This is a genomic window from Streptomyces sp. NPDC001492 (assembly GCF_053597275.1).
Genome location: NZ_JBSFHW010000033.1, coordinates 60,580 through 82,841, shown reverse-complemented (window position 1 = coordinate 82,841; position 22,262 = coordinate 60,580). Strand labels below are relative to the sequence as shown.

At 72.5% G+C, this 22,262-nt stretch carries 18 protein-coding genes; 5 read left to right on the top strand and 13 right to left on the bottom strand.

Features of this window, described 5'->3' with window-relative positions; genetic code table 11:
* The first annotated feature begins 1 nt into the window (after position 1).
* The 4 genes from ACWC1K_RS34155 (at position 2) to ACWC1K_RS34140 (ending at position 3,848) form a co-directional block, all read left to right on the top strand.
* A complete protein-coding gene (locus ACWC1K_RS34155) occupies positions 2-838 on the top strand; it encodes an amino acid ABC transporter permease (RefSeq protein WP_450836802.1) in 837 nt (278 codons plus the stop codon).
* The gene (locus ACWC1K_RS34150) at positions 835-1,626 is read left to right on the top strand and encodes an amino acid ABC transporter ATP-binding protein (RefSeq protein ID WP_450836801.1); all 792 of its coding nucleotides are present in this window, start codon (positions 835-837) and stop codon (positions 1,624-1,626) included. The genes ACWC1K_RS34155 and ACWC1K_RS34150 overlap by 4 nt, the downstream gene beginning before the upstream one ends.
* Before the next feature lie 21 nt (positions 1,627-1,647).
* Complete coding sequence (locus ACWC1K_RS34145; protein ID WP_450836800.1) at positions 1,648-2,739, top strand: amidohydrolase family protein; 1,092 nt, start codon at positions 1,648-1,650, stop codon at positions 2,737-2,739.
* Positions 2,740-2,915: 176 nt separating this feature from the next.
* Entirely contained in the window at positions 2,916-3,848 is a 933-nt protein-coding gene (locus tag ACWC1K_RS34140) for an SCO1860 family LAETG-anchored protein (RefSeq protein WP_450836799.1), read from the top strand.
* Positions 3,849-3,969: 121 nt separating this feature from the next.
* On the opposite strand, the gene cobC is transcribed toward ACWC1K_RS34140, so the two are convergent.
* From cobC to cobM, 6 genes are read right to left on the bottom strand one after another with little or no spacing between them, the layout of a single operon-like run.
* Positions 3,970-5,037: an Rv2231c family pyridoxal phosphate-dependent protein CobC gene (gene cobC / locus ACWC1K_RS34135; RefSeq protein WP_450836798.1), complete on the bottom strand. Its 1,068-nt coding sequence runs from the start codon at positions 5,035-5,037 to the stop codon at positions 3,970-3,972.
* A complete protein-coding gene (locus ACWC1K_RS34130; RefSeq protein WP_450836797.1) occupies positions 5,027-5,950 on the bottom strand; it encodes a sirohydrochlorin chelatase in 924 nt (307 codons plus the stop codon). The genes cobC and ACWC1K_RS34130 overlap by 11 nt, the downstream gene beginning before the upstream one ends.
* Entirely contained in the window at positions 5,947-6,537 is a 591-nt protein-coding gene (locus ACWC1K_RS34125) for a precorrin-8X methylmutase (protein WP_450836796.1), read from the bottom strand. Before ACWC1K_RS34125 ends, ACWC1K_RS34130 begins: the two co-directional genes overlap by 4 nt.
* Positions 6,534-8,225 carry a precorrin-3B C(17)-methyltransferase gene (gene cobJ, locus ACWC1K_RS34120; RefSeq protein ID WP_450836795.1) on the bottom strand — a complete coding sequence of 564 codons (1,692 nt, stop codon included), beginning with the start codon at positions 8,223-8,225 and terminating at the stop codon, positions 6,534-6,536. Before cobJ ends, ACWC1K_RS34125 begins: the two co-directional genes overlap by 4 nt.
* Positions 8,222-9,460: a precorrin-6y C5,15-methyltransferase (decarboxylating) subunit CbiE gene (cbiE, locus tag ACWC1K_RS34115; protein ID WP_450836794.1), complete on the bottom strand. Its 1,239-nt coding sequence runs from the start codon at positions 9,458-9,460 to the stop codon at positions 8,222-8,224. Before cbiE ends, cobJ begins: the two co-directional genes overlap by 4 nt.
* Positions 9,457-10,275, bottom strand: a complete 819-nt coding sequence (gene cobM, locus ACWC1K_RS34110; RefSeq protein ID WP_351481708.1) for a precorrin-4 C(11)-methyltransferase — start codon at positions 10,273-10,275, stop codon at positions 9,457-9,459. The genes cbiE and cobM overlap by 4 nt, the downstream gene beginning before the upstream one ends.
* A 118-nt stretch (positions 10,276-10,393) precedes the next feature.
* Here cobM and ACWC1K_RS34105 point away from each other — a divergent pair, with 118 nt between their 5' ends.
* Positions 10,394-11,122, top strand: coding sequence for a ZIP family metal transporter (locus ACWC1K_RS34105; RefSeq protein ID WP_450836793.1), 729 nt, complete (start codon positions 10,394-10,396; stop codon positions 11,120-11,122).
* A gap of 11 nt (positions 11,123-11,133) precedes the next feature.
* Here the strand turns inward: ACWC1K_RS34105 and cobI are convergent, their stop codons facing one another.
* From cobI to ACWC1K_RS34070, 7 genes are read right to left on the bottom strand one after another with little or no spacing between them, the layout of a single operon-like run.
* A complete protein-coding gene (cobI, locus tag ACWC1K_RS34100; RefSeq protein WP_450836792.1) occupies positions 11,134-11,877 on the bottom strand; it encodes a precorrin-2 C(20)-methyltransferase in 744 nt (247 codons plus the stop codon).
* Positions 11,874-13,397: a cobyrinate a,c-diamide synthase gene (locus ACWC1K_RS34095; protein WP_450836791.1), complete on the bottom strand. Its 1,524-nt coding sequence runs from the start codon at positions 13,395-13,397 to the stop codon at positions 11,874-11,876. The genes cobI and ACWC1K_RS34095 overlap by 4 nt, the downstream gene beginning before the upstream one ends.
* The gene (gene cobO / locus ACWC1K_RS34090) at positions 13,360-13,959 is read right to left on the bottom strand and encodes a cob(I)yrinic acid a,c-diamide adenosyltransferase (protein WP_123964296.1); all 600 of its coding nucleotides are present in this window, start codon (positions 13,957-13,959) and stop codon (positions 13,360-13,362) included. The genes ACWC1K_RS34095 and cobO overlap by 38 nt, the downstream gene beginning before the upstream one ends.
* Positions 13,959-15,962 (bottom strand): putative cobaltochelatase, encoded by a 2,004-nt coding sequence (locus ACWC1K_RS34085; RefSeq protein ID WP_450836790.1) that lies wholly within the window; start codon positions 15,960-15,962, stop codon positions 13,959-13,961. Before ACWC1K_RS34085 ends, cobO begins: the two co-directional genes overlap by 1 nt.
* Complete coding sequence (gene cobN, locus ACWC1K_RS34080; RefSeq protein WP_450836789.1) at positions 15,959-19,612, bottom strand: cobaltochelatase subunit CobN; 3,654 nt, start codon at positions 19,610-19,612, stop codon at positions 15,959-15,961. The genes ACWC1K_RS34085 and cobN overlap by 4 nt, the downstream gene beginning before the upstream one ends.
* Positions 19,609-21,120, bottom strand: a complete 1,512-nt coding sequence (locus ACWC1K_RS34075) for a cobyric acid synthase (RefSeq protein ID WP_450836788.1) — start codon at positions 21,118-21,120, stop codon at positions 19,609-19,611. Before ACWC1K_RS34075 ends, cobN begins: the two co-directional genes overlap by 4 nt.
* Positions 21,117-22,169, bottom strand: coding sequence for a cobalamin biosynthesis protein (locus ACWC1K_RS34070; RefSeq protein ID WP_450836787.1), 1,053 nt, complete (start codon positions 22,167-22,169; stop codon positions 21,117-21,119). The genes ACWC1K_RS34075 and ACWC1K_RS34070 overlap by 4 nt, the downstream gene beginning before the upstream one ends.
* Positions 22,170-22,262 lie beyond the last annotated feature (93 nt).

Genomic DNA, 22,262 nt, shown 5'->3' with positions numbered 1-22,262 from the left:
CATGAGCACCGATACGGACGTACAACTCCCGCCCAGGAAAAAGGGTCTGACGCGCAGCCAGAAGCGCAGCCTGTCGCGTGGCGCGCAGTACGTCGTCTTCGTCGCCGCCGTGATCGCCTTCGCGGTCTCGGCGGACTGGGGGCGGCTGAAGAACCAGTTCGCGCAGGGCAGCATCGCCAAGCAGATGTTCCCGGACGTCATCACGCTGGCGCTGAAGAACACCGTGCTGTACACATTGTCCGGGTTCGTCGTCGGCCTGGCGCTCGGCATGGTGATCGCGCTGATGCGGCTGTCGTCCGTCGGCCCGTACCGCTGGCTGGCCGGCATCTACATCGAGATCTTCCGCGGCCTGCCCGCGCTGCTGATCTTCATCTTCATCGGGGTCGCCGTCCCGCTGGCCTTCCCCGGCACGGAGATCGTCGGCGGCACCTACGGCAAGGTGGCCCTCGCACTCGGCCTGGTCGCCGCCGCCTACATGGCCGAGACGATCCGCGCGGGCATCCAGGCGGTGCCCAAGGGTCAGATGGAGGCGGCCCGTTCGCTGGGGTTCTCGCCGGGCCGCGCCATGGTCTCGATCATCATCCCGCAGGCCTTCCGCATCATCCTCCCGCCGCTGACCAACGAGCTCGTCCTGCTCTTCAAGGACTCCTCGCTCGTCCTGTTCCTCGGTGTCACCCTGGAGGAGCGCGAACTGTCCAAGTACGGCCGTGACCTGGCCAGTACGACCGCCAACTCCACGCCGATCCTGGTCGCGGGCCTGTGCTACCTGCTGATCACGATCCCGCTCGGCTTCGTCGTACGCCGTATGGAGGCGAAGGCCCAGGAGGCCGTCAAATGAGCCGTCCGGAAATCGAAGTACGCGGTCTGCACAAGTCCTTCGGCGACAACGAGGTGCTGCGCGGCATCGACCTGGAGATCGGCCAGGGCGAGGTCGTCTGCGTCATCGGCCCGTCCGGCTCGGGCAAGTCGACCCTGCTGCGCTGTGTGAACCTGCTGGAGGAGCCCACGAAGGGCCAGGTCTTCGTGGGCGGCACCGAACTCACCGACCCCGATGTGGACATCGACGCCGTACGCCGCCGTATCGGCATGGTCTTCCAGCAGTTCAACCTCTTCCCGCACCTCACGGTGACCGAGAACCTCACGCTGCCGCAGCGCCGGGTGTTGAGGCGGGACAAGGCGAAGGCCGCGCGGGTGGCCGCCGAGAACCTGGAGCGCGTGGGCCTGTCGGAGAAGGCGGACGCCTACCCCGCCTCCCTCTCCGGCGGCCAGCAGCAGCGTGTGGCGATCGCCCGCTCGCTGTCCATGGGCCCCGAGGTGATGCTGTTCGACGAGCCGACCTCGGCGCTCGACCCCGAGCTGGTGGGGGACGTACTGGCCGTGATGCGCATGCTCGCGAACGAGGGCATGACCATGATGGTCGTCACCCATGAGATGACCTTCGCCCGCGAGGTCGCCGACCGGGTCGTCTTCATGGACGGCGGCACGATCGTCGAGGACGGCACCCCCGACCAGGTCATCGGCGCCCCCGTCCACGAACGCACCCGCCACTTCCTGTCCCGGCTCCTCGACCCGGCCATGGCCCAGGTGGAGGAGGAGACCTCGGACCAGGTGGGCACGGCCGACTAGCCGGTCATTAAGGTGCGGTGCATGAGCGATGGCGCGGTGCTGCATGTGAAGGGCCGGGTCCTCGTCGGGCCCGAGGACGTCCGGGACGAGCTGTGGGTGGTCGGCGGCCGTATCTCCTACGACCGCCCGGGCGGCGCGGACGACGTCCGTACCGTCGAGGGCTGGGCGCTCCCCGGGCTCGTCGACGCCCACTGCCACGTGGGCCTCGGCCCGCACGGGCCGGTCGAGCAGGACGTCGCCGAGAAGCAGGCACTGACCGACCGCGAGGCGGGCACCCTCCTCATCCGTGACGCGGGCTCGCCCTCGGACACCCGCTGGGTCGACGACCGCGAGGACCTCCCGAAGATCATCCGCGCCGGCCGTCACATTGCCCGCACCCGCCGCTACCTGCGCAACTATGCCTGGGAGATCGAGCCGGACGAACTGACCGCCTACGTCGCCCAGGAGGCTCGCCGCGGTGACGGCTGGGTGAAGCTGGTCGGCGACTGGATCGACCGCGACCTCGGCGACCTCGCCCCCAGCTGGCCGCGGGAGGCCGTGCGGGCGGCCATCGCCGAGGCCCACCGCCTCGGTGCCCGCGTCACCGCCCACTGTTTCGCGGAGAACTCCCTCCAGGACCTGGTCGAGGCCGGCATCGACTGCATCGAGCACGCGACGGGCCTGACCGAGGACCTGATCCCCCTCTTCGCCTCGCGGGGCGTCGCGATCGTCCCGACCCTCGTCAACATCGCGACCTTCCCGCGGCTCGCCGACGGCGGTGAGGAGAGGTTCCCCAAGTGGTCGGCCCATATGCGGCGGCTGCACGAACGCCGTTACGAGACCGTGCGCAACGCCTACGACGCCGGCATCCCCGTCTACGTCGGCACCGATGCCGGCGGCCACCTCGCGCACGGCCTGGTGGCGGGCGAGGTGGCGGAGCTGGTCACCGCCGGCATCCCGCCCGTCGAGGCGCTCTCGGCGACCACCTGGGGCGCACGGAAGTGGCTCGGCCGCCCCGGCCTCGATGAGGGGGCGCCGGCCGACCTCGTGGTGTACGAGAGCGATCCACGGGCCGATGTACGTGTACTGGAGGCCCCTCGACGGGTAGTGGTGAACGGACTCGTCGTCGGCTGACCGACGCGGGAACAGGCGATACGGCGGTGAAAGAGTGGAACGCCTGTGCCCGGAGATTCGAAAATGTTCACGACGAACACACGATGGGGTGAAGTGGCGCCGGAATGCCGTCAGGGCACCCCTGGTGCGCAATTCTTGACGGGTCCCGAGCAAGAATCCTCTGAGGGGTCCCCACCTTGAACGGCAAGAACTTCCGCATGCCCGCACGCCGTCTCGCCACCGTCGCGACGGCCACGGCCCTCGCCGCGGGTCCCGCGGCGCTGGCCGGCGCGGGCGCCGCGCACGCGACCGGCGACCAGGGCCGGGCGAGCGCCGTCGTCCTGCGCACCGGGCTCGACGTCTCCCTGCTCAACAAGACCGTGAACGTCCCCCTCACGGTCTCGCTCAACCAGGTCGAGGCGCCCGAGAGCGCCGAGAAGACGGCGCTGAGCGCCGAGCTGGACGGCGTCAACGGCGGCAGGCCCTTCAGCGTGCTGGACGCGAAGACGGCGAAGTCCGCGGCGAGCGTCACCTCCGACCGCGCCGAGGGCTCCGCCAACCTCGCCCACGCCAGCGTCCACGTGCCGGGTCTGCCGCTGCTGTCCCTCATCGAGCTGGAGCAGGTCACGTCGAAGGCGGTCTGCGAGGCCGGGAAGAAGCCCGTCGCCTCCTCGAACCTGGGCGGCTCGGTGACCGTCCTGGGCAAGAAGGTCACCCTGACGACCGGCGGCACCACCGAGGTCAAGGCGGCCGGCATCGGTGAGGTGCGCCTCGACCTGTCGAGGACGGAGACGACCTCGCGTACGGCGGCCGCCACGGCCCTCGAACTCAAGGTGTCTGTCAACCCGTTGAAGCTCAACGTGGCCGAGGTGGGGGGCACGGTCACGCTGGCGAAGGCGACCTGCGAGGCGCCGCCGGCGGGTGGGCAGGGGGCGGCGGCACCCGGCACGGGCCCTGCGGGTGGCTCCGGCGGCAACGGTGGCACCGGCGGCGCCAAGGCGCAGGGTGGGGAGACCGGGCTTGCCGAGACCGGCAGCAACTCCATGACGCCGTATATCGCGGGTGGCGCGATCGCCCTGGTCCTGGCGGGCGGGGGAGCGGTGGCGCTGGCGCGGCGGGGTCGTAGCTGAGCGCTCCGCGGGGAGGGGCTTTTGGCTGCGGGTTTGTGGGGGCTGGTCGCGCCCACGCGGCGGAGCCGCATATCGATACAGCCCCGCGCCCCTTAAGGGGCGCTGCCCCGGCCCGTGGTTATCAGCGATCCGGCGACGATGCCAGGGTCAGGGCGCGGTCCAGTGCCCGTAGGAAGGTGTTGACCGTGCCACGGTCGCGCACCGCCAGCCGTAGCCACTCCTCGCTCAGCCCCGGGAACGTGTCGCCGCGCCGTACCGCGAAACCCAGGTCCCGCAGGTGCCTGCGTACCGCGGTCGCCCTGGGGAGTCGTATGAGGACGAAGGGGCCCTCGGCGGGCTGTGTCACGCGCAGTCCGGCCGAGGTGAACTCGCCGAGGCCGGTGATGAGATGGGCTCGGTCGGCGGCGATGCGGTGTGCCGCGTGGGCCGCCTCCGCGAGGGCCTGCGGGTCCATGCAGGCCTCGGCGGCGGCCAGCGCGGGTGTGGACACCGGCCACAGGGGCTGGGCGCGCTCCAGTTCGGCGATCGTCTCGGGGGCGGCGAGGACGTAGCCGATCCGGAGGCCGGCCAGCCCCCAGGTCTTGGTGAGGCTGCGCAGGACCACCAGCCCCGGCACGTCCGTACGCCCGGCCAGCGCCTCCCGCTCACCCGGCACCGCGTCCATGAACGCCTCGTCCACGACCAACGTCCGCCCGGGACGGGCGAGTCGAGCAATGGACGCGGCCGGGTGCAGGACGGACGTCGGGTTCGTCGGGTTGCCGATCACCACCAGGTCCGCGTCCTCGGGGACCGCCGCCGGGTCGAGGCGGAAGCCGTCCTCCTCGCGCAGCAGCACCCGGTCCACCGTGTGGCCCGCGTCCCGCAGGGCCGCCTCCGGCTCCGTGAACTGCGGGTGCACGACGACCGGCCGCCGTACCTTCAGGGCGCGGGCGAGCAGCACGAAGGCCTCGGCGGCACCGGCCGTCAGCAGCACCCGCTCCACCGGCAGGCCGTGCCGTGCCGCCACCGCCGCCCGCGCGGCCCGTCCGTCCGGGTAGGCCGCGAGGGAGCCGAGCGAGCCCGCGATGCGCTCGCGCAGCCAGGCGGGCGGGGTGTCCGCGCGGACGTTCACCGCCAGGTCGACCAGCGCCGAACCGTCGTCGCGCACCTCGGCGTCACCGTGGTGACGGAGATCGTGCTCAGTGCGCATGGGCGTGTCCGCCGTGGTGGTGACCGTGGTGATGGTGGCCGTCGTCGTCCGGGTGGAAGTGCGGCTGCTGCGGCAGCCCCACCTTGTCCTCGAAGCCCGGCAGCGCGATCCGGTACACGCACGAGTCGCAGTTCATGCGCAGATCGCCCTTGACGGCCTCCTCGTACCGCTCCATCACCAGATCGAGCAGCTCCGGCTCCGGGCCGATGACGTCCGCGGAGCGCACCTCGACCTCCGGGTGCGCGGCCGCCCAGCCCTCCGTCTGCTGCCGCACCCGGTCCGGCAGGATGCCGGTGAACAGGAAGTAGGGGAGGACGACGATCCGGCGCGCGCCCAGCTTCGCGCACCGGTCCAGGCCGCTCGGCACGTCCGGCGCCGCCAGCGACACGAACGCCGTCTCCACGCCCGCGTACCCGCGCCCCTCCCACAGCAGCCGCGCCGCCTTGTACACCTCGGCGTTGGCGTCCGGGTCGGTCGACCCGCGCCCCACCAGCAGTACGGTCACGTCGGCCCGGTCCTGAGGCGTTCGTGCCGTTCCTCCGAGCGCCTCGTCCAGCCGCCGCTCCAGGACCGACAGCAGCGAGGGGTGCGGGCCCAGCGGACGCCCGTACGTGTAGGAGATCCCCGGGTGGCGCTCCTTCTCGCGGGACAGGGCAGCGGGGATGTCGCCCTTGGCGTGCCCGGCGGAGACCAGCATCAGCGGTACGGCGGCGAAACGCCGTACCCCCCGCTCCACCAGTTTGGCGACCGCCTCGCCGAGCGGGGGCGGCGAGAGCTCGATGAAGCCGCCCGCGACGGGCAGGTCGGGGTGGCGGTCCCCCAGCTGCCCTACGAAGTCGCGGAACGCCTCGGCTCCGGCCTCGTCCCGGGTGCCATGACCGGCGATGAGCAGGGCGGGCGGCGGGGTGGTCACGATGTCTCCTCGGAGTACGAAGTGGGGTGGTACAGCAGGGCGTTCAGGGCGGCCGAGGCGACCGCCGAGCCGCCCTTCTCGGACACGTTGCTGACGGCGGGCAGCCCGCTCTCGCGCAACGCGGCCTTGGACTCGACCGCGCCGACGAAGCCGACGGGCAGGCCGATGACGAGTGCCGGGGCGGCGTCCAGGGTCAGCAGCTCCTCCAGGGCGGTCGGCGCGTTGCCGATCACCCAGAGGGCTCCCGGGCCGACCTGCTCGTAGGCGAGCCGTATCGCGTGCGCCGAACGGGTCAGTCCGGGACCGGCCACGGCGTCCCTGAGCCGGCAGACCGTCTCGCGCCGGGTGATCCCGGCCGCGACCATCTCCACGTCCACGACGACGGGCGCCCCGCCGTGCAGGGCGGCATACGCCTTCTCCAGGGCGGCCTCGTCCATGACGAGATCCGTCGCGTAGTCGAGGTCGGCGGCGGAGTGGACGACCCGCTCCACCACCGCCCGCGTCAGCGGCGGGAAGTGCGAGGTGTCCAGGCGGGTCCGCAGCCGCCGGTAGGACTCCTCCTCGATCGGATGGACCACACGGTTCACCGGTCGGCCTCCTGCCAGCGGTAGCCGCGCGGCGTCACCATGCGCCCCGCGATCTCGCGGGTCGCCGTGTTGCCCACGGTCACGACCGTCATCATGTCGACCGTCGCCGGGTCCAGGGAGCCCAGGTCGGTCACCCGGCTGGATTCGTCCGGCCGCGACGCATTGCGTACGACACCGACCGGCGTCGTCGGCTCCCGGTGCTCCGCGAGGATCGCGAGCGCCTTCGGCAGCTGCCAGTCCCGGCCCCGGGAACGGGGGTTGTAGAAGGTCACCACGAGGTCCGCCTCGGCCGCCGCGCGCACCCGCCGCTCGATGACCTCCCACGGCGTGTGCAGGTCGGAGAGGCTGATGGACACATGGTCGTGGCCGAGCGGCGCCCCCAGGATCGCCCCGGCCGCGAGTGCGGCGGTGACGCCCGGTACGCCGATCACGTCGATGTCGTCGGAGGCCTCGGCGAGCGCGGGGGAGGCCATCGCGTACACGCCGGCGTCGCCGCTGCCGATCAGCGCGACCGCCTGCCCCTTGCGGGCCTCGGCGACCGCGGTCCGGGCCCGCTCCTCCTCGGCGCCGAGCCCGGACTCCAGGATCCGGGTGCCCGGCCGCAGCAGATCGCGGATCTGGTCGACGTACTGGTCGAGCCCGACGAGCACGGAGGCGCGCCGCAGTTCGGCCGTGGCGCGCGGGGTGAGCAGATCGCGGGCGCCGGGGCCGAGCCCGACGACCGCCAGCCGGCCGCGGGCAGGGCGCCGTACGACGGCACAGGTCGCCATCGAGGCGTGCCCGTCCGCACGGGACGACTTCCGCTTGGGGACGAGGAGTTCACCGCCGCGGGCGAGCGCGGAGGCCTCGGCGACCGACGGAGTGCCCACGGCGGCGAGCGGGGCGTCGGAGGGGTTGGGGACCTCTACCTTCGCCAACTCCTCGGCGGAGTACGTCACCAGGGGCACTCCGAGCCGCGCGGCCGCCTCGACGATGCCGGGCTCCTCCCGCTTGGCGTCCACGGTCGCGACCTCGGCGAGGCTAAGAGGAGACAGTCCCGCGTCCCGCAACGCGCTCTCGACCAACCCGATCACCTCGTCGACCGGGGCACCCTTGGACGCACCCACGCCGACGACCAGGGACGGCGGACGGAGCAGCACCTCACCATCGGCGGGTTCGACCGCGCGGTCCGTCAGCCTGACCGTCCGCGTGCCCTCCGCCGCGAACGGCAGCGGCGGCAGCGGCCACGCCACTTCGGCGTCCAGCGCGACCGGCTCACCGTCCAGCAGCGCCCGCGTCACACCGGCCACGTCGCCCTCCACCGGGAGGCCGAGCGTGTCCAGGCCAGGGATCCCGACCGCGTCCGTCGCCGTGGTCACCACCGGCTCGGCGCCCAGCACCTCACCCACCCGCTCGGCGAGTTCATTGGCACCCCCGCCGTGTCCGCCCACCAGCGACACGGCGAACCGCCCGCCCTCGTCGACGCACACCACACCCGGGTCGGACGCCTTGTCACCGAGCAGCGGCGCCACGAGCCGTACGACGGCCCCCGTCGCCAGGAAACACACGAGCTGCTCGCACTCCGCGAACGCGGCCCGTACGGCGTCCCCGACGGGACCCTCGTACACCCGCGTGCGGTCCGGCCACGCCGCGGCCAGCCGGTCGCGCGCCGCCGCCCCCGCCGCGGTGGCGGAAATGAGGCCGATCACAGGGCAACTCCTTCACGAGAGACGGGGGTTGTGGCCCCCCACAGCAGGAAAACCGGATTGGTCGCCGCCAGCCGGGTCACATCTCCCGGCAGCGGCGCCAGCCGCGAGGACTGCAACAGCACCCCGTCGCAGTCGAACCCGGCCTCGGTGAGCGCCGTGCGTACCGCGGGCACCCGGTCCAGTGCGGCCATGGCGACCACGACCGTCCGCCGGGCCCGCCGCGCGCACGCACGCACGATGTCGGGCAGCTCGCGCCCCCCGCCGCCGACGAACACGGCGTCGGGATCGTCGAGTCGGTCCAGCGCGTCCGGCGCCGTCCCGTGCACCACGTGCACGTCGACGCCGTGTGCACCGGCGTTGGCGCGGATCCGCTCCACCCCGTCCGGGGCCTTCTCGACGGCGCTGACGGCGGCGCCCAGCCGCGCGCACTCCACGGCCACGGAACCGGACCCGGAGCCGACGTCCCAGACCAGGTCGCCGGGGCGTGGCCCGAGCCGGGCCAGGGCCAGGGCCCGTACCTCGAACTTGGTGATCATCGAGTCGCGGTGCGCGAAAGCGCCCTCGTCCAGAGCCCATCCGGAGGGCCGTACGGCCGCTCCCGCCAGCGTCCGTACGGGACCGAGCGCCCGCGTCTCGTCGAGGCACAGGACGACGCTCACCGCCGTCCCCCAGTCGCGGCCCGCTGCCTCCGCGGGGGAGACCCGCTCCAGGCGCTCCTCGTCGGAGCCCAGCGCGGAGGCGACGACGAGGACCCGGCCGGGAGCGGTACGGGCGAGCGCGGCGCCCAGTTCGGCAGGACCGGCGCCCGGGCCGGTCAGCACGGCCACCTTCGGATGCGCCCGGCACACGTTGACCGCCACGCGCGGGTCCCGCCCGTGCGCGCTGACGACGACCGCGTCGTCCCAGGTCAGCCCCAGCCGCGCGAAGGCGGTGGCGACGGACGAGACACCCGGGCGTACGTCCAGACGCTCCGCACCGAACCGCTCGGCGAGCGCCCGCACGATCCCGAAGAACCCGGGATCGCCCGAGGCCAGCACGACCACCCGCCGGTCCTTGCCGACGTACTCCTCCATGGCGTCCAGGGCGGGCGCCAGCGGCCCGAGCACGATCCGCTCGGCGGTCTCGGGCAGCCGTACGGCGTCCAGGTGCCGCCGCCCGCCCACGACGAGCTCGGCCCCCGCCACCGCTTCGAGGGGAACGGGCGCGCCCGTCCCCGTACCGACGACCGTGATCACGTACTGGCACCCCGCGCACGCAGGGCCCTGCGGGCCTCCGGGTCGGCCTTGCGGTAGCCGTGGAAGTGGCCGGGGTGGTACAGGTGCGAGCGGGTGCCCTCGGCGTCCAGCGCCGGGCCGACCAGGAAGAGGGTGTGCTTCCAGAGCTTGTGCTCCTTGACCGTCTCCTCCAGCGTGCCGATCGTGCACCGCACGACCAGCTCCTCCGGCCAGGTCGCCTGGTACGCGACGACGACCGGCGTGGACGTCGGATAGCCGCCCTCCAGCAGCTCCCGCACCAGCTGCCCGCTGCGCGCGGCGGACAGGAAGATCGCCATGGTGGTGCCGTGCTTGGCGAACTCCCGCACCTCCTCCCCGGGCGGCATCGGCGTCTTGCCGCCGCCGAGCCGGGTCAGCACGACGGACTGCGCGACCTCCGGAATGGTCAACTCGCGCTGCGCGAGCGCGGCGACGGCCGAGAACGCGGACACACCGGGCACGACCTCCGTCTCGATACCGATCCGCGCACACCGGTCCAGCTGCTCCTGCGTACCGCCCCACAGGGCGGGATCCCCGGAGTGGATACGCGCGACCTTCAGACCGGTGCGATGCGCGCGCTCGTAGACGGCGACGACGTCCTCCAGCGACATCGTCGCCGAGTCGAGGATCTCCGCGTCCTCGCGCGCGTGCTCGAGGACCTCCGCCTGCACCAGGCTCGCGGCCCAGATCACGACGTCGGCCTCGGCGATGGCGCGCGCGGCACGGAACGTCAGCAGGTCGGCGGCGCCGGGGCCGGCACCGACGAAGGTCACCTTGCCGGTGGGGGCATCGGCCATGGAAACGGTCCTCTCTAGCAAAGCGCTGGGTTCTGGCTCTTGGTGTCGTGTCACGAGTCCGGTGTGGTTATTGCCGTCGGACGTGCGTGAACGGGGGTTGATCGGATAGCAAGGGCGTATGGCGGTCTTCGTCGCGCTCGGCGCGTTCCTGATGACGCTGGCCGGCGGCTGGACGGCACAGCATGTGACCGACCGCCGCCACCTGGTTCTGGGCCTGGCCGGCGGACTGATGCTGGGTGTCGTCGGCCTGGACCTGCTGCCGGAGGCGCTCAAGGCGGCGGGCGAAGAGGTCTTCGGCGTACCGGCGGCTTTGCTGCTGTTCGTGGCCGGCTTTCTGCTGGCCCATCTGGTGGAACGCCTGCTGGCCGCCCGCCAGGCCTCGCACGGCGGGGAGGAGAGCAACGGACGCGCACCCGAGGTGGGCCTCACGGCGGCCGCGGCGATGGTCGGTCACAGCTACATGGACGGCGTGGCGATCGGCGCGGCCTTCCAGGTCGGCGGCGGCATGGGCACGGCGGTCACGCTGGCGGTGGTCGCCCACGACTTCGCGGACGGCTTCAACACGTACACGATCACCAGCCTGTACGGAAACGCCCGCCGCAAGGCCCTGACCATGCTGTTCGCGGACGCGGTGGCCCCGGTGGCCGGCGCGGCCTCGGCGGCGTTCGTCACCATCCCGGAGGGCCTGCTCGGCGGCTACCTCGGCCTGTTCGGCGGCGTACTCCTCTACCTCGCCGCCGCCGAGATCCTCCCCGAGGCGCACCACGAGCACCCCGCCCGCTCGACGCTGCTGTGCACGGTGGCGGGGGCGGCGTTCATCTGGCTGGTGGTGGGCCTGGCCGGGTGAGCCGGCGCCGGTCACAGCTTGCCGCCGCGGCCGCCGTCGCGCGGCGCGGGCGCGATGAGCGTGGACAGGTAGGGGAGGGGCTCGCCGTCGAGCTGGGACGCCGGCCGGATGGACTCCGACTCCAGCCCGAGCGCGGAGCCCCACACGGCATCGTCGAGCCGGCCGGTCTCGCGCAACGCCTCGGCGACCTCGCCGGCCTGCCGCCCGAACTTGTAGGCGACGACGGTGCCGGGCCCGCTGAGGGCGTCCTTCAGCACGGCCGCCCCGGCGGTGACGGGCACGAGAGTGAGTGGCTCGGTGCCTTCGGTGAGCACGGCACCCGAGCGCGCCGCGAGATCCTGCATGGCGGTGATCCCCGGGACGGTCTCGATGCCGGTCCCCGGCACCAGCTCGGCGATGGTCTGCGCGAGATAGGTGAAGGTGGAATAGACATGGGGATCGCCGATGGTGGCGAACGCGACGACGCCCCGCTCCCGCAGCAACTGGGCGACCCGCTCCCCGGCCGCGTCCCAGGCGGCCTCCCTCCGCCCGCGGTCACTGCGCTCGTTCAGCGCGAACACCACGCGGACGATTTTCTCCGCGGGTACGTAGTGCAACACGGTGGCCTCGGCCCGCCCGCGCTCCAGGGTGTCCATGACGGGCACGACGACGACATCGGCGGCCCGCAGGGCATTGACCCCCTTGACGGTCACGAGCTCGGGGTCACCGGGACCCACCCCGACCCCGATCAACCTGCTGTTGTTGCTGCTGCTCATGACGTCCGGCACCTCTCCACGAACCGACGGGCGACACCGGGCTCGGACGCCCAGTGCGTGTGCAGATAACTGGCGTGCACACCTTGTTGTACGAAGCCTTCGACCCGCGGTACAGGGGCGCGCACGCCCCAGGCGGGAGCCGCCCCCGCTCCCGGCTCGACGACCGTCCGGTGAAACTCGTGTCCCCGCATCCTGGTCCCGGCGGGCGCCAGCACGCTGTCACCGACGGCCACGGCGTCCCGATACCCGAGGGCGAGCCGCCCGCTCATCCGCGCCCTCGCATCGAGCACCCCGCACATGGGCTGCCCGTCGAGCTCCCGGCACAGATACAGCAGCCCGGCACACTCGGCAGCAACGGGAGCCCCGCCCTCCGCAAGCGCGGCGACGGCCTTGCGCAGCGGTTCGTTGGCGGACAACTCACTCGCGTACACTTCGGGAAACCCGCCACCGATGACCAACCCCCGTGTCCCGTCGGGCAGTTGCTCATCCCGGAGCGGATCGAACGGAACAACTTCGGCCCCTGCGGCAGCGAGCAGCTCACTGTGCTCGGCGTAGGAGAACGTGAAGGCGGCCCCACCGGCAATGGCAACCACCAGCCTGTCACCCACCTGCTGGGGGTCACCCAGCCCGTCCGGCGCTTGAGGACGAGGCCGTTCAGGCCGAAGCGGGGGTCTGGGGGCGGCAGCCCCCAGGGACGGGACGGGAAGGGGCGGCGGGGGCGAAGAAGCAAGCACCTCAGCCGCATCCCAGGCCGCACACGACAACGCACCCGCACTCCGCGCCAGCCCCGCCAACGCCTCAAGATCGCACCCTGCGGAAACCTGCGCCGCCATGGCGGCAACCGCCTCCACAGCCGCAGCCCGCCGCTCGGCGACGGGCACCAACCCAAGATGCCGCGACGGCGTATCCACCTGAGCCACCCGCCGCAACACCCCGAGCACAGGTACCCCGGCCGAATCCAACGCCTCCCGCAGCAACTCCTCATGCCGATCCGAGGCGACCTTGTTCACAATCACGCCCCCGACCCGCACCTCCGGATCCCAGGACGCGAACCCATGCACCAACGCCGCCACGGACCGGGACTGCGACGACGCGTCGACCACCAGCACCACAGGCGCCCCGAGCAGCTTCGCCACATGAGCGGTGGACGCCAGCTCACCCTCCCCCGCGGCCCCGTCGAACATCCCCATCACACCCTCGACGACGGCGATGTCACACCCACGAGCCCCGTGCAGGAACAACGGCCCGACCAGCTCCGGCCCGCACAGATACGCGTCGAGGTTCCGCCCCACCCGCCCGGTGGCGAGCGCGTGATACCCGGGGTCGATGTAGTCCGGTCCCACCTTGTGCGAGGACACGGCAAGCCCCCGCGCGGCGAACGCGGCCATCAACCCCGTGGCAACGGTGGTCTTGCCGCTGCCCGAGGAGGGCGCGGCGATGACCAGCCGGGGGACGCAGGACAGGGAGGAACTCACGACGACATCACCACTCGATGCCCCTCTGCCCCTTCTGCCCCGCATCCATCGGATGCTTGACCTTGGACATGTCGGTCACGAGATCGGCGAACTCGACCAGCTTCTCGGGCGCGTTCCGCCCGGTGATCACCACATGCTGGGTCCCCGGCCGGTTCCGCAGCACGTCCACGACCTCGTCGGTGTCCACCCACCCCCAGTGCATGGGGTAGGCGAACTCGTCCAGCACATACAGCTTGTACGTCTCGGCGGCGAGGTCCCGCTTGACCTGCTCCCAGCCCTCCCGGGCCTTCTCCTCGTTGTCCATCTGGGAGTCCCGCTGGACCCAGGACCAGCCCTCGCCCATCTTGTGCCAGTCGACGGTCCCGCCCTCGCCCGAGGCGCCGAGCACCCGCAGCGCGTTCTCCTCGCCGACCTTCCACTTCGCCGACTTGACGAACTGGAACACCCCGATCGGCCACCCCTGGTTCCAGGCCCGCAGCGCAAGCCCGAAGGCGGCCGTGGACTTGCCCTTGCCGATGCCCGTGTGCACGACGACCAGCGGCCGGTTACGACGCTGACGAGTCGTCAGCCCGTCGTCCGGCACCACACTCGGCTGCCCCTGCGGCATTACGCGGCCCTCCTCTTCGTCCCACCCTGTACATCCCTGACCAGCCCGGCGATCGAGTCAGCCCGCAACTCGTCGAGCGTCACCGCCGTACCGCCCAGCTCACCCGCGAGCTGCCCGGCGAGCCCGAGCCGCACCGGCCCGGACTCACAGTCGACGACCACGGAGGCGACTCCGTCGGCCGCGAACAGCCGAGCGGCCCGACCGGCCAGCGCGACCGGCTCGGGGCCACCGGTGGCCCGCCCGTCCGTCACCACCACGACCAGCGCCCGCCGCGCCGGATCCCGCAACCGCTCCACCCGCAGCACGTCGTGCGCGCGCAGCAGCCCGGCCGCGAGCGGCGTCCGCCCACCGGTCGGCAACGACTCCAGCCGCACCGCCGCCGCGTCGACGGACGAGGTCGGCGGCAGCGCGACCTCGGCGGCCGCTCCCCGGAACGTCACCAGCCCCACCTTGTCCCGCCGCTGGTACGCATCCAGCAGCAGCGACAGCACGGCCCCCTTCACGGCGCTCATCCGCTGCCGGGCCGCCATCGAACCCGACGCGTCCACCACGAACAGCACGAGATTCCCCTCGCGCCCCTCCCGGGTGGCCTGCCGCAGATCGTCCCGCCGCACGACCAGCCCCGGCCCTGACCGCCCCCGCGCCCGCTGATGCGGCGCGGCGGCCTGCACGGTCGCCGCCAGGTGCAGCTTGGTGAGCGCCCCTCGGGGCCGCCGGGCCCCAGTGGTCCGGCCATGCTCGGTCCTGGCGCGTGAACGCCGCCCGGCGGCCCCCTCACCGATCCCGGGCACGCTCAGCACCTTGGTGCGAAAGGGCTCCGAGGCCCGCACGGCGGACTGCTCGGCAGCCCCCGAGGCCTGCGGCTGTCCGCCCTCCCCGGCCTCGGGCCGCGCGTCGGTGTCACCGCCCTGCGGACCGTCGGAGTCCCCGGAGGGCGGCTGCCCGCCGCCGTCCGGTCCGCCGCCGTCGGGGTCCGGGTCGGGATCGTCGTCGCCGGAGAACTCCTCCAGCGTCTCGTCGAGCTTGTCCTCGTCGAGCCCCGGCGCGTCGAAGGGGTTGCGACGGCGCCGGTGCGGCAGCGCGAGCAGTGCCGCCTGCCGTACGTCCTCGGCGAGCACCTCGGTCCGCCCGGCCCAGGCCGCCAGCGCGGTGGCCGTGCGCGCCATCACGATGTCGGCCCGCATGCCGTCCACCTCGAAGGCGGCACAGGTCGCCGCGATCTGCCGGAGCGCCCCGTCGCCCAGCCGCACCGACGGCAGCAACTCCCGTGCGGCGACGATCCGTTGACGTACGGAAGCCTCCTCGCCCGCCCAGCGGGCCACGAAGCCGGCGGGATCGTCGTCGTAGGCGAGCCTGCGCCGGACGACCTCCACCCGCTGGTCCGGCTCCCGGGAAGCGGCGACCTCGACGGTCAGCCCGAACCGGTCGAGCAGCTGCGGCCGCAGTTCGCCCTCTTCGGGGTTCATCGTGCCGACGAGCAGGAAGCGCGCGGCGTGCCGCACCGAGACTCCCTCGCGCTCGACGTACGAGGCACCCATCGCGGCCGCGTCGAGCAGCAGGTCGACGAGATGGTCATGCAGCAGGTTGACCTCGTCGACGTAGAGGATCCCGCGGTGCGCGTCGGCGAGCAGGCCGGGCTCGAAGGCTTTCACGCCCTCGGCAAGCGCCCGCTCGATGTCGAGGGCGCCGACGAGGCGGTCCTCCGAGGCGCCGACCGGCAACTCGACCATGCGGGAGGGGCGTCCCGTGCCCGGCCCCGGCTCGTGCGGTCCGTCCGGGCAGGACGGGTCCGGTGCCGCCGGGTCGCAGGAGAATCGGCACCCGGGGACGACGGCCACCTCCGGCAGCAGCGCCGAGAGCGCCCGCACGGCCGTCGACTTGGCGGTGCCCTTCTCGCCGCGCACCAGCACACCGCCGACCGCCGGTGACACGGCGTTCAGCAGCAGCGCGAGCCGCAGGTCGTCCTGGCCGACGACGGCCGTAAAGGGGAAGGGGGTGGTCACTGGTCGCCCTCCAAGTCGCCTTCCAGCTCCAGGTACGTGGCGCGCAGCCGCTCCAGCGTCTCCGCGTCCGGCTCCGCCCACAGGCCGCGGTCGGCGGCCTCCAGCAGGCGCTCGGTGATGCCGCGCAGCGCCCATGGGTTGGACTGCTTCATGAACTCCCGGTTCTCCGGGGCGAAGACGTACTCGGCGCTGAGCTTCTCGTACATCCAGTCGTCGACGACACCGGCCGTGGCGTCGTAGCCGAAGAGGTAGTCGACGGTCGCCGCCATCTCGAAGGCACCCTTGTAGCCGTGCCGTCGCATGGCCGCCATCCAGCGCGGGTTGACGACACGCGCGCGGAAGACGCGGTGCGTCTCCTCGCCCAGCGTCCGCGTCTTCACCTGGTCGGGGGTGGCGGAGTCACCGACGTACGCCTCGGGGCTCTCGCCCGTCAGATGCCGCACCATGGCGACCATGCCGCCGTGGTACTGGAAGTAGTCGTCGGCGTCGACGAGGTCGTGCTCACGGGTGTCGACGTTCTTCGCCGCCACGGCGATCCGCTTGAACGCGGTCTCCATGTCCCCGCGCGCGGCCCGCCCGTCGAGCCCGCGGCCGTACGCGTAACCGCCCCAGACGGCGTACACCTCGGCCAGGTCGGCGTCGGAGCGCCAGTTGCGGGCGTCGATCAGCGGCAGCAGACCGGCACCGTAGGCGCCCGGCTTGGAGCCGAAGATCCGGGAGGTCGCGCGCCGCCGGTCGCCGTGCTGGGCCGTGTCCTCGTCGGCGTGGGCGCGCACGAAGTTCTGCTCGGCGGGCTCGTCCAGCTCGGCGACCTTGCGGACCGCGTCGTCGATCAGTCCGACGACGTGCGGGAACGCGTCACGGAAGAACCCGGAGATGCGGACGGTGACGTCGATGCGCGGCCGCCCGAGCTCGTCGAGCGGGATCACCTCGAAGCCGGTCACGCGGCGCGAGGCGTCGTCCCACACCGGCCGGCAGCCCAGCAGCGCCAGGATCTCGGCGATGTCGTCGCCCTGCGTGCGCATCGCGGACGTGCCCCAGACCGTCAGTCCGACGGACTTCGGGTACTCGCCGGTGTCCTGCAGGTACCGCTGGACGAGGGAGTCCGCAAGCGACTGCCCGACCTCCCAACTCAGCCTGGAGGGAATGGCCTTGGGGTCGACCGAGTAGAAGTTCCGGCCGGTCGGCAGGACGTTGACCAGGCCACGGGTCGGGGAACCGGACGGTCCGGCCGGGACGTAACCACCGTCAAGTGCCTTGAGGATGTGGCCGATCTCGTCCGTGGTACGGGCCAGCCGCGGCACCACCTCGGTGCAGGCGAACTCCAACACCGCTACGGCGTCGGGGAGTTCGGTGCCGAGCACCCCGCGGACGAGAGCCCGGGCGAGCGTGACGTCCCAGTCCCGCGCCTCCATGCCCTCCGCGATCCGCCGGCACAGCTGCTCCAGCAGGTCGATGGCGTCGGCGGCCGTACGCGAGGGGCCCTCGACGAGATCGCTCAGCTCCACCGGCACCTTCACCGGCGCGCCCGGCTCGGCGAGCAGCTCCTTCTCCACCAGCCCGAAATGAGCGGCCAGCGAGGCCCTGAGCCCCGGCAGCGCGTTCGCCTGCCCGCCCCACACCTGCGAGGCGCGCAGCACGGCCAGCACGAGGTTCACCCGCGGTTCGCCGACCGGCCCGCCGCCCAGGATGTGCAGTCCGTCGCGGATCTGCACGTCCTTGATCTCGCACAGATAGCCGTCGATGTGCATGACGAACTCGTCGAACTCGTCCTCGTCCGGCTGCTCGTCCACATGCAGGTCGTGGTGGAGCTCGGCCGCCTTGACCAGCGTCCAGATCTGGGCCCGGACGGCCGGCGCCTTCGTCGGGTCCAGGTCGGAGACCAGGGCGTACTCGTCGAGCAGCTGCTCCAGCTTGGCCAGGTCGCCGTAGGTGTCGGCACGGGCCATGGGCGGTACGAGGTGGTCGACGACCGTGGCATGGCCGCGCCGCTTGGCCTGGGTGCCCTCACCGGGGTCGTTGACGATGAACGGGTAGATCAGCGGCAGTTCGCCGAGGACGGCGTCCGGCGCGCATCCGCCGCTGAGTCCGAGCCCCTTGCCGGGCAGCCACTCCATCGTGCCGTGCTTGCCCATGTGGACGATCGCGTCGGCGTCGAACGTGTGGTCGAGCCAGCGGTAGGCCGCCATGTAGTGGTGTGAGGGCGGCATGTCGGGGTCGTGGTAGATCGCGATGGGGTTCTCGCCGAAGCCGCGCGGCGGCTGGATCATCACGACGACGTTCCCGAACTGGAGGGAGGCGAGGACGATGTCCTCCCCGTCGACGTACAGACTGCCCGGCGGCTCGCCCCACGCCTCCAGCATCCCGTCCCTGAGCTCCGGGTCCAGCTGGTCGAACCACGCCCGGTAGTCGGCCAGCGGTACGCGCGCGGGGGCGGCGGCCAGCTGCTCCTCGGTCAGCCACTCCACGTCGTGACCGCCGGCCGCGATGAGCCGGTGGATCAACTCGTCGCCGCCGGAGGGGTATTCGGTGAGCGAGTACCCGGCGGCCTTCAGCGCGTCCAGCACCTGTACGGCCGACGCGGGCGTGTCGAGCCCGACCGCGTTGCCGACCCGGGAGTGCTTCGTCGGGTACGCGGTGAAGACGAGCGCCAGCTTCTTGTCGGCGTTCGCCTTGTGCTTCAACAGCGCATGCCGTACGGCGATCCCGGCGACGCGCGCGGCCCGCTCCGGGTCGGCGACGTACACGGGCACGTCGTCGGGGCCCTGCTCCTTGAAGGAGAACGGGACGGTGATCAGCCGCCCGTCGAACTCGGGGATCGCGACCTGCATCGCCGCGTCCATGGGGGACAGGGCGGCGTCCGACTCGTCCCAGGTCTCACGGGAGGACGTCAGGCAAAGACCTTGCAGGACGGGCACGTCGAGGTCGGCGAGCGCCCCGATGTCCCAGGCCTCCTCGTCACCTCCGGCCGAGGCCTGCGAGGCGTGTGTGCCGCCGGCGGCGAGGACGGTGGCGACGAGGGCGTCGGTCCGCCCGAGGATCTCGTACAGCCCGGCGTCCGCACCGCGCAGCGAACCGCAGTACACGGGAAGGGCGTTGGCGCCCTTCGCCTCGATCGCCTCGCACAGGGTGTCCACGAAGGCGGTGTTGCCGCTCAGCTCATGGGCCCGGTAGAAGAGCACACCGACGGTCGGCCGCCCCTCGACGAACTCCCGCTCGCCGTGGACGCCGTACTCCGGCATCTTCTGCGGCTCGACGAACCCCTCACCGGTCAGCAGCACGGTGTCGGACAGGAACCGGGCGAGCTCGGTGAGGTTGGCGGGGCCGCCCTCGACGAGGTACCTGAGCGCCTCCGCCACGACACCGGCGGGCACGGACGACTCGGCCATCAACTCGGCGTCGGGGACGGACTCCCCGCCGAGCAGCACGGTCGGGATCCCGGACGCCCTGAGCGCGGCGAGCCCGTCCTCCCAGGCCCGCTTCCCGCCCAGCAGCCGTACGACGGCGATGTCGGCGCCGTCGAGGAGGCCGGGCAGCTCCTCGGTCACATCCACCCGGGTCGGGTTGCCGATCCGGTAGTCGGCACCGGACGCGGCCCGAGCGGCCAACAGATCCGTGTCGGCGGTCGACAACAACAACACTGTGCTCATGCGGGCGCTCCCGGTGGAATGAAAGGCAGTCCTTGCGGCGCGCCGGACTCGATGAGCCGCCAGAGCGCGTCCGTGTCCGCGTGGTGTTCGATCAGGTCGCCGAGCCGGTCGAGCTGCTCCTCGCGCAGCGCGGCGAAAGAGGTGTCGGGCGCCGGCACGAAACGACGGCCCGCGGCGGCCGCCACCTCGCGCAGGAAGGCCCGCCGGAACCCGTCCGACTCCAGCGAGCCGTGCCAGTGCGTGCCCCAGGTCTGCCCGACCCGGATGCCGTCCAGGAAGGCTTCGCCGCCGCCTATGTCGGCGACCCCGTGATGGATCTCGTACCCCTCGACATGCTCGCCCAGGGCTTCCCCCACGGGCCGGGTGAGGGTCTTCTCGCGGGCGAACCGCACCCGTACGGGCAGCACTCCGAGCGCTTCGACATGCCCGCGCCGGCTCTCGACCTCGTCCTCGATGTGCTCGCCGAGGACCTGGAACCCACCGCAGATGCCGAGGACGGGCCGCTGTTCGGCGGCCCTGCGGACCAGAGCGTCCGCAAGTCCCCGCTCGCGCAGCCACTCCAGGGCCTTCACGGTCCCCCGGGTCCCCGGAACGACGACGAGGTCGGCGTCGGCGAGCTCCTCCGGCCGGTCCACGAACCGCACCACGACGCCCGGTTCGGCGGCCAGGGCGTCCACGTCGGTGAAGTTGGACATGAGCGGGATCGCGCACACGGCGACCCGCAGCACGTCCTCGTCGACGGGCGGCGCGACGTTCGACTCCCGCACCGTCCCCCGAAGGGAGACCCGCAGTCCGTCCTCCTCGTCGATGCCGAGGCCGTGCTGGAACGGCAGGACGCCGTAGGTGTGCCGTCCGGTGAGGCCGCGCAGCATGTCGAGGCCGGGCTCCAGAAGGCTGACGTCCCCGCGGAACTTGTTGACGAGGAACCCGGCGACGAGTTCCTGGTCCTCGGGCGAGAGCAGGGCGACGGTCCCGAAGAAGGAGGCGAAGACCCCACCGCGGTCGATGTCACCGACCACGAGCACGGGAAGCCGCGCGTTACGGGCGATCCCCATGTTCACGATGTCGGTCCGGCGCAGGTTGATCTCGGCGGGAGAACCCGCCCCCTCACAGATCACGGCGTCATACGTGCCCCGCAACTCGGCCAGGCAGTCGAGCACGGTCCCCAGAAGCTGCTGCTGCCGCCCACCGTGATACCCGCGCGCACTCAGCTCGCCGACGGGCTTGCCCATCAGCACGACCTGGCTGCTCTGCTCGCCACCGGGCTTGAGCAGCACGGGGTTCATCAGCGCGGTCGGCTCGACCCGGCAGGCCTGCGCCTGCATGGCCTGAGCCCGCCCGATCTCGGCACCCTCACGCGTCACAAACGAATTGAGGGACATGTTCTGCGCCTTGAAGGGCGCCACCTTGACCCCCTGCCGCACGAGCCAACGACAGATCCCGGCGGTGACGACACTCTTCCCGGCGTCGGAGGTGGTACCGGCAACGAGAAGCCCCCCGCCGGTCATGACGCACCGCCAACCGCTGTGGGCAGTCGTTCCGCTGGGGCGATGGCGGGCCCCCCGCTCGAGCGAAGCCGAGAGTGGGGGAGGGTGGGCACAGCCCCCACCGCCGGGCGCCTCGCCGCCCGCCCCCGCAGCACCGCCCCAGCCGCGCTGACCCCCAACGCCAGCCACCCCACCCGCCGCGACAACCGCACGGCCCGCTCGATGTCCCCGGCCTCCACAGCCCGCCCCTCCGCGTTCAGCACAGGCCGATGCTCGACCCGCCCCCCGTAAGACAAGGTCCCCCCGAGCCGCACCCCCAGCGCCCCCGCGAACGAGGCCTCCACAGGCCCGGCATTGGGACTCGGATGCTTCGCGGCGTCAGAACGCCAGGCGCGTACGGCCCCCCGGCCGTCACCCCCGGCAACGGCGGCCAGTACGGCGGTCAGACGGGCCCCCGGCCACCCCGCCACGTCGTCCAGCCGCGCCGAAGCCCACCCGTACCGCCGGTACCTGGCCGACTTGTGCCCCACCATGGCGTCGAGCGTGTTGACGGCCCGGAACCCGAGCAGCCCCGGCACCCCGCCCACGGCCCCCCACACCAGCGCCCCCACGACGGCGTCGGACGTGTTCTCGGCGACGGACTCCACCACCGCCCGCGCGATCCCGTCGGCGTCCAGGGCCTGCGGATCCCGTCCGCACAGATGCGGCAGCCTGGCCCGGGCGGCCTCGACGTCCCCGGTCTCCAGCGCACGCCCGATGCCACGGGCCTCGCGCGCGAGCGAAGTCCCCCCGACGACGGCCCAGGTGGCGGCCGCGGTCAGCGCGAGGGAGGCGGCACGGGACGGACGTACGGCTCTCTGCGCCACGACACCGAGCGCGATGGCGCCACCGGCGCACACGGCGGTGTGCAGTGCGCCCCACCCGCGGTGGTCCCGCCACAACACCCGCTCCACGGCACCTGCGGCCCGCCCGAACACGGCGACCGGATGTCCACGGCGCGGATCGCCGAGCAGATGGTCACCGAGGAGGCCGGCGGCGGCGCCGTACGCGAAGACGCGATCGGCACGCATCGGCTCAGCCGGCCGTGGGGTCGGGCAGGGACCTGGTCCTGTACCTCAAACGGCAGGCTGGCATGGCGACATGTCCTCACTCAGGGTGTCCAC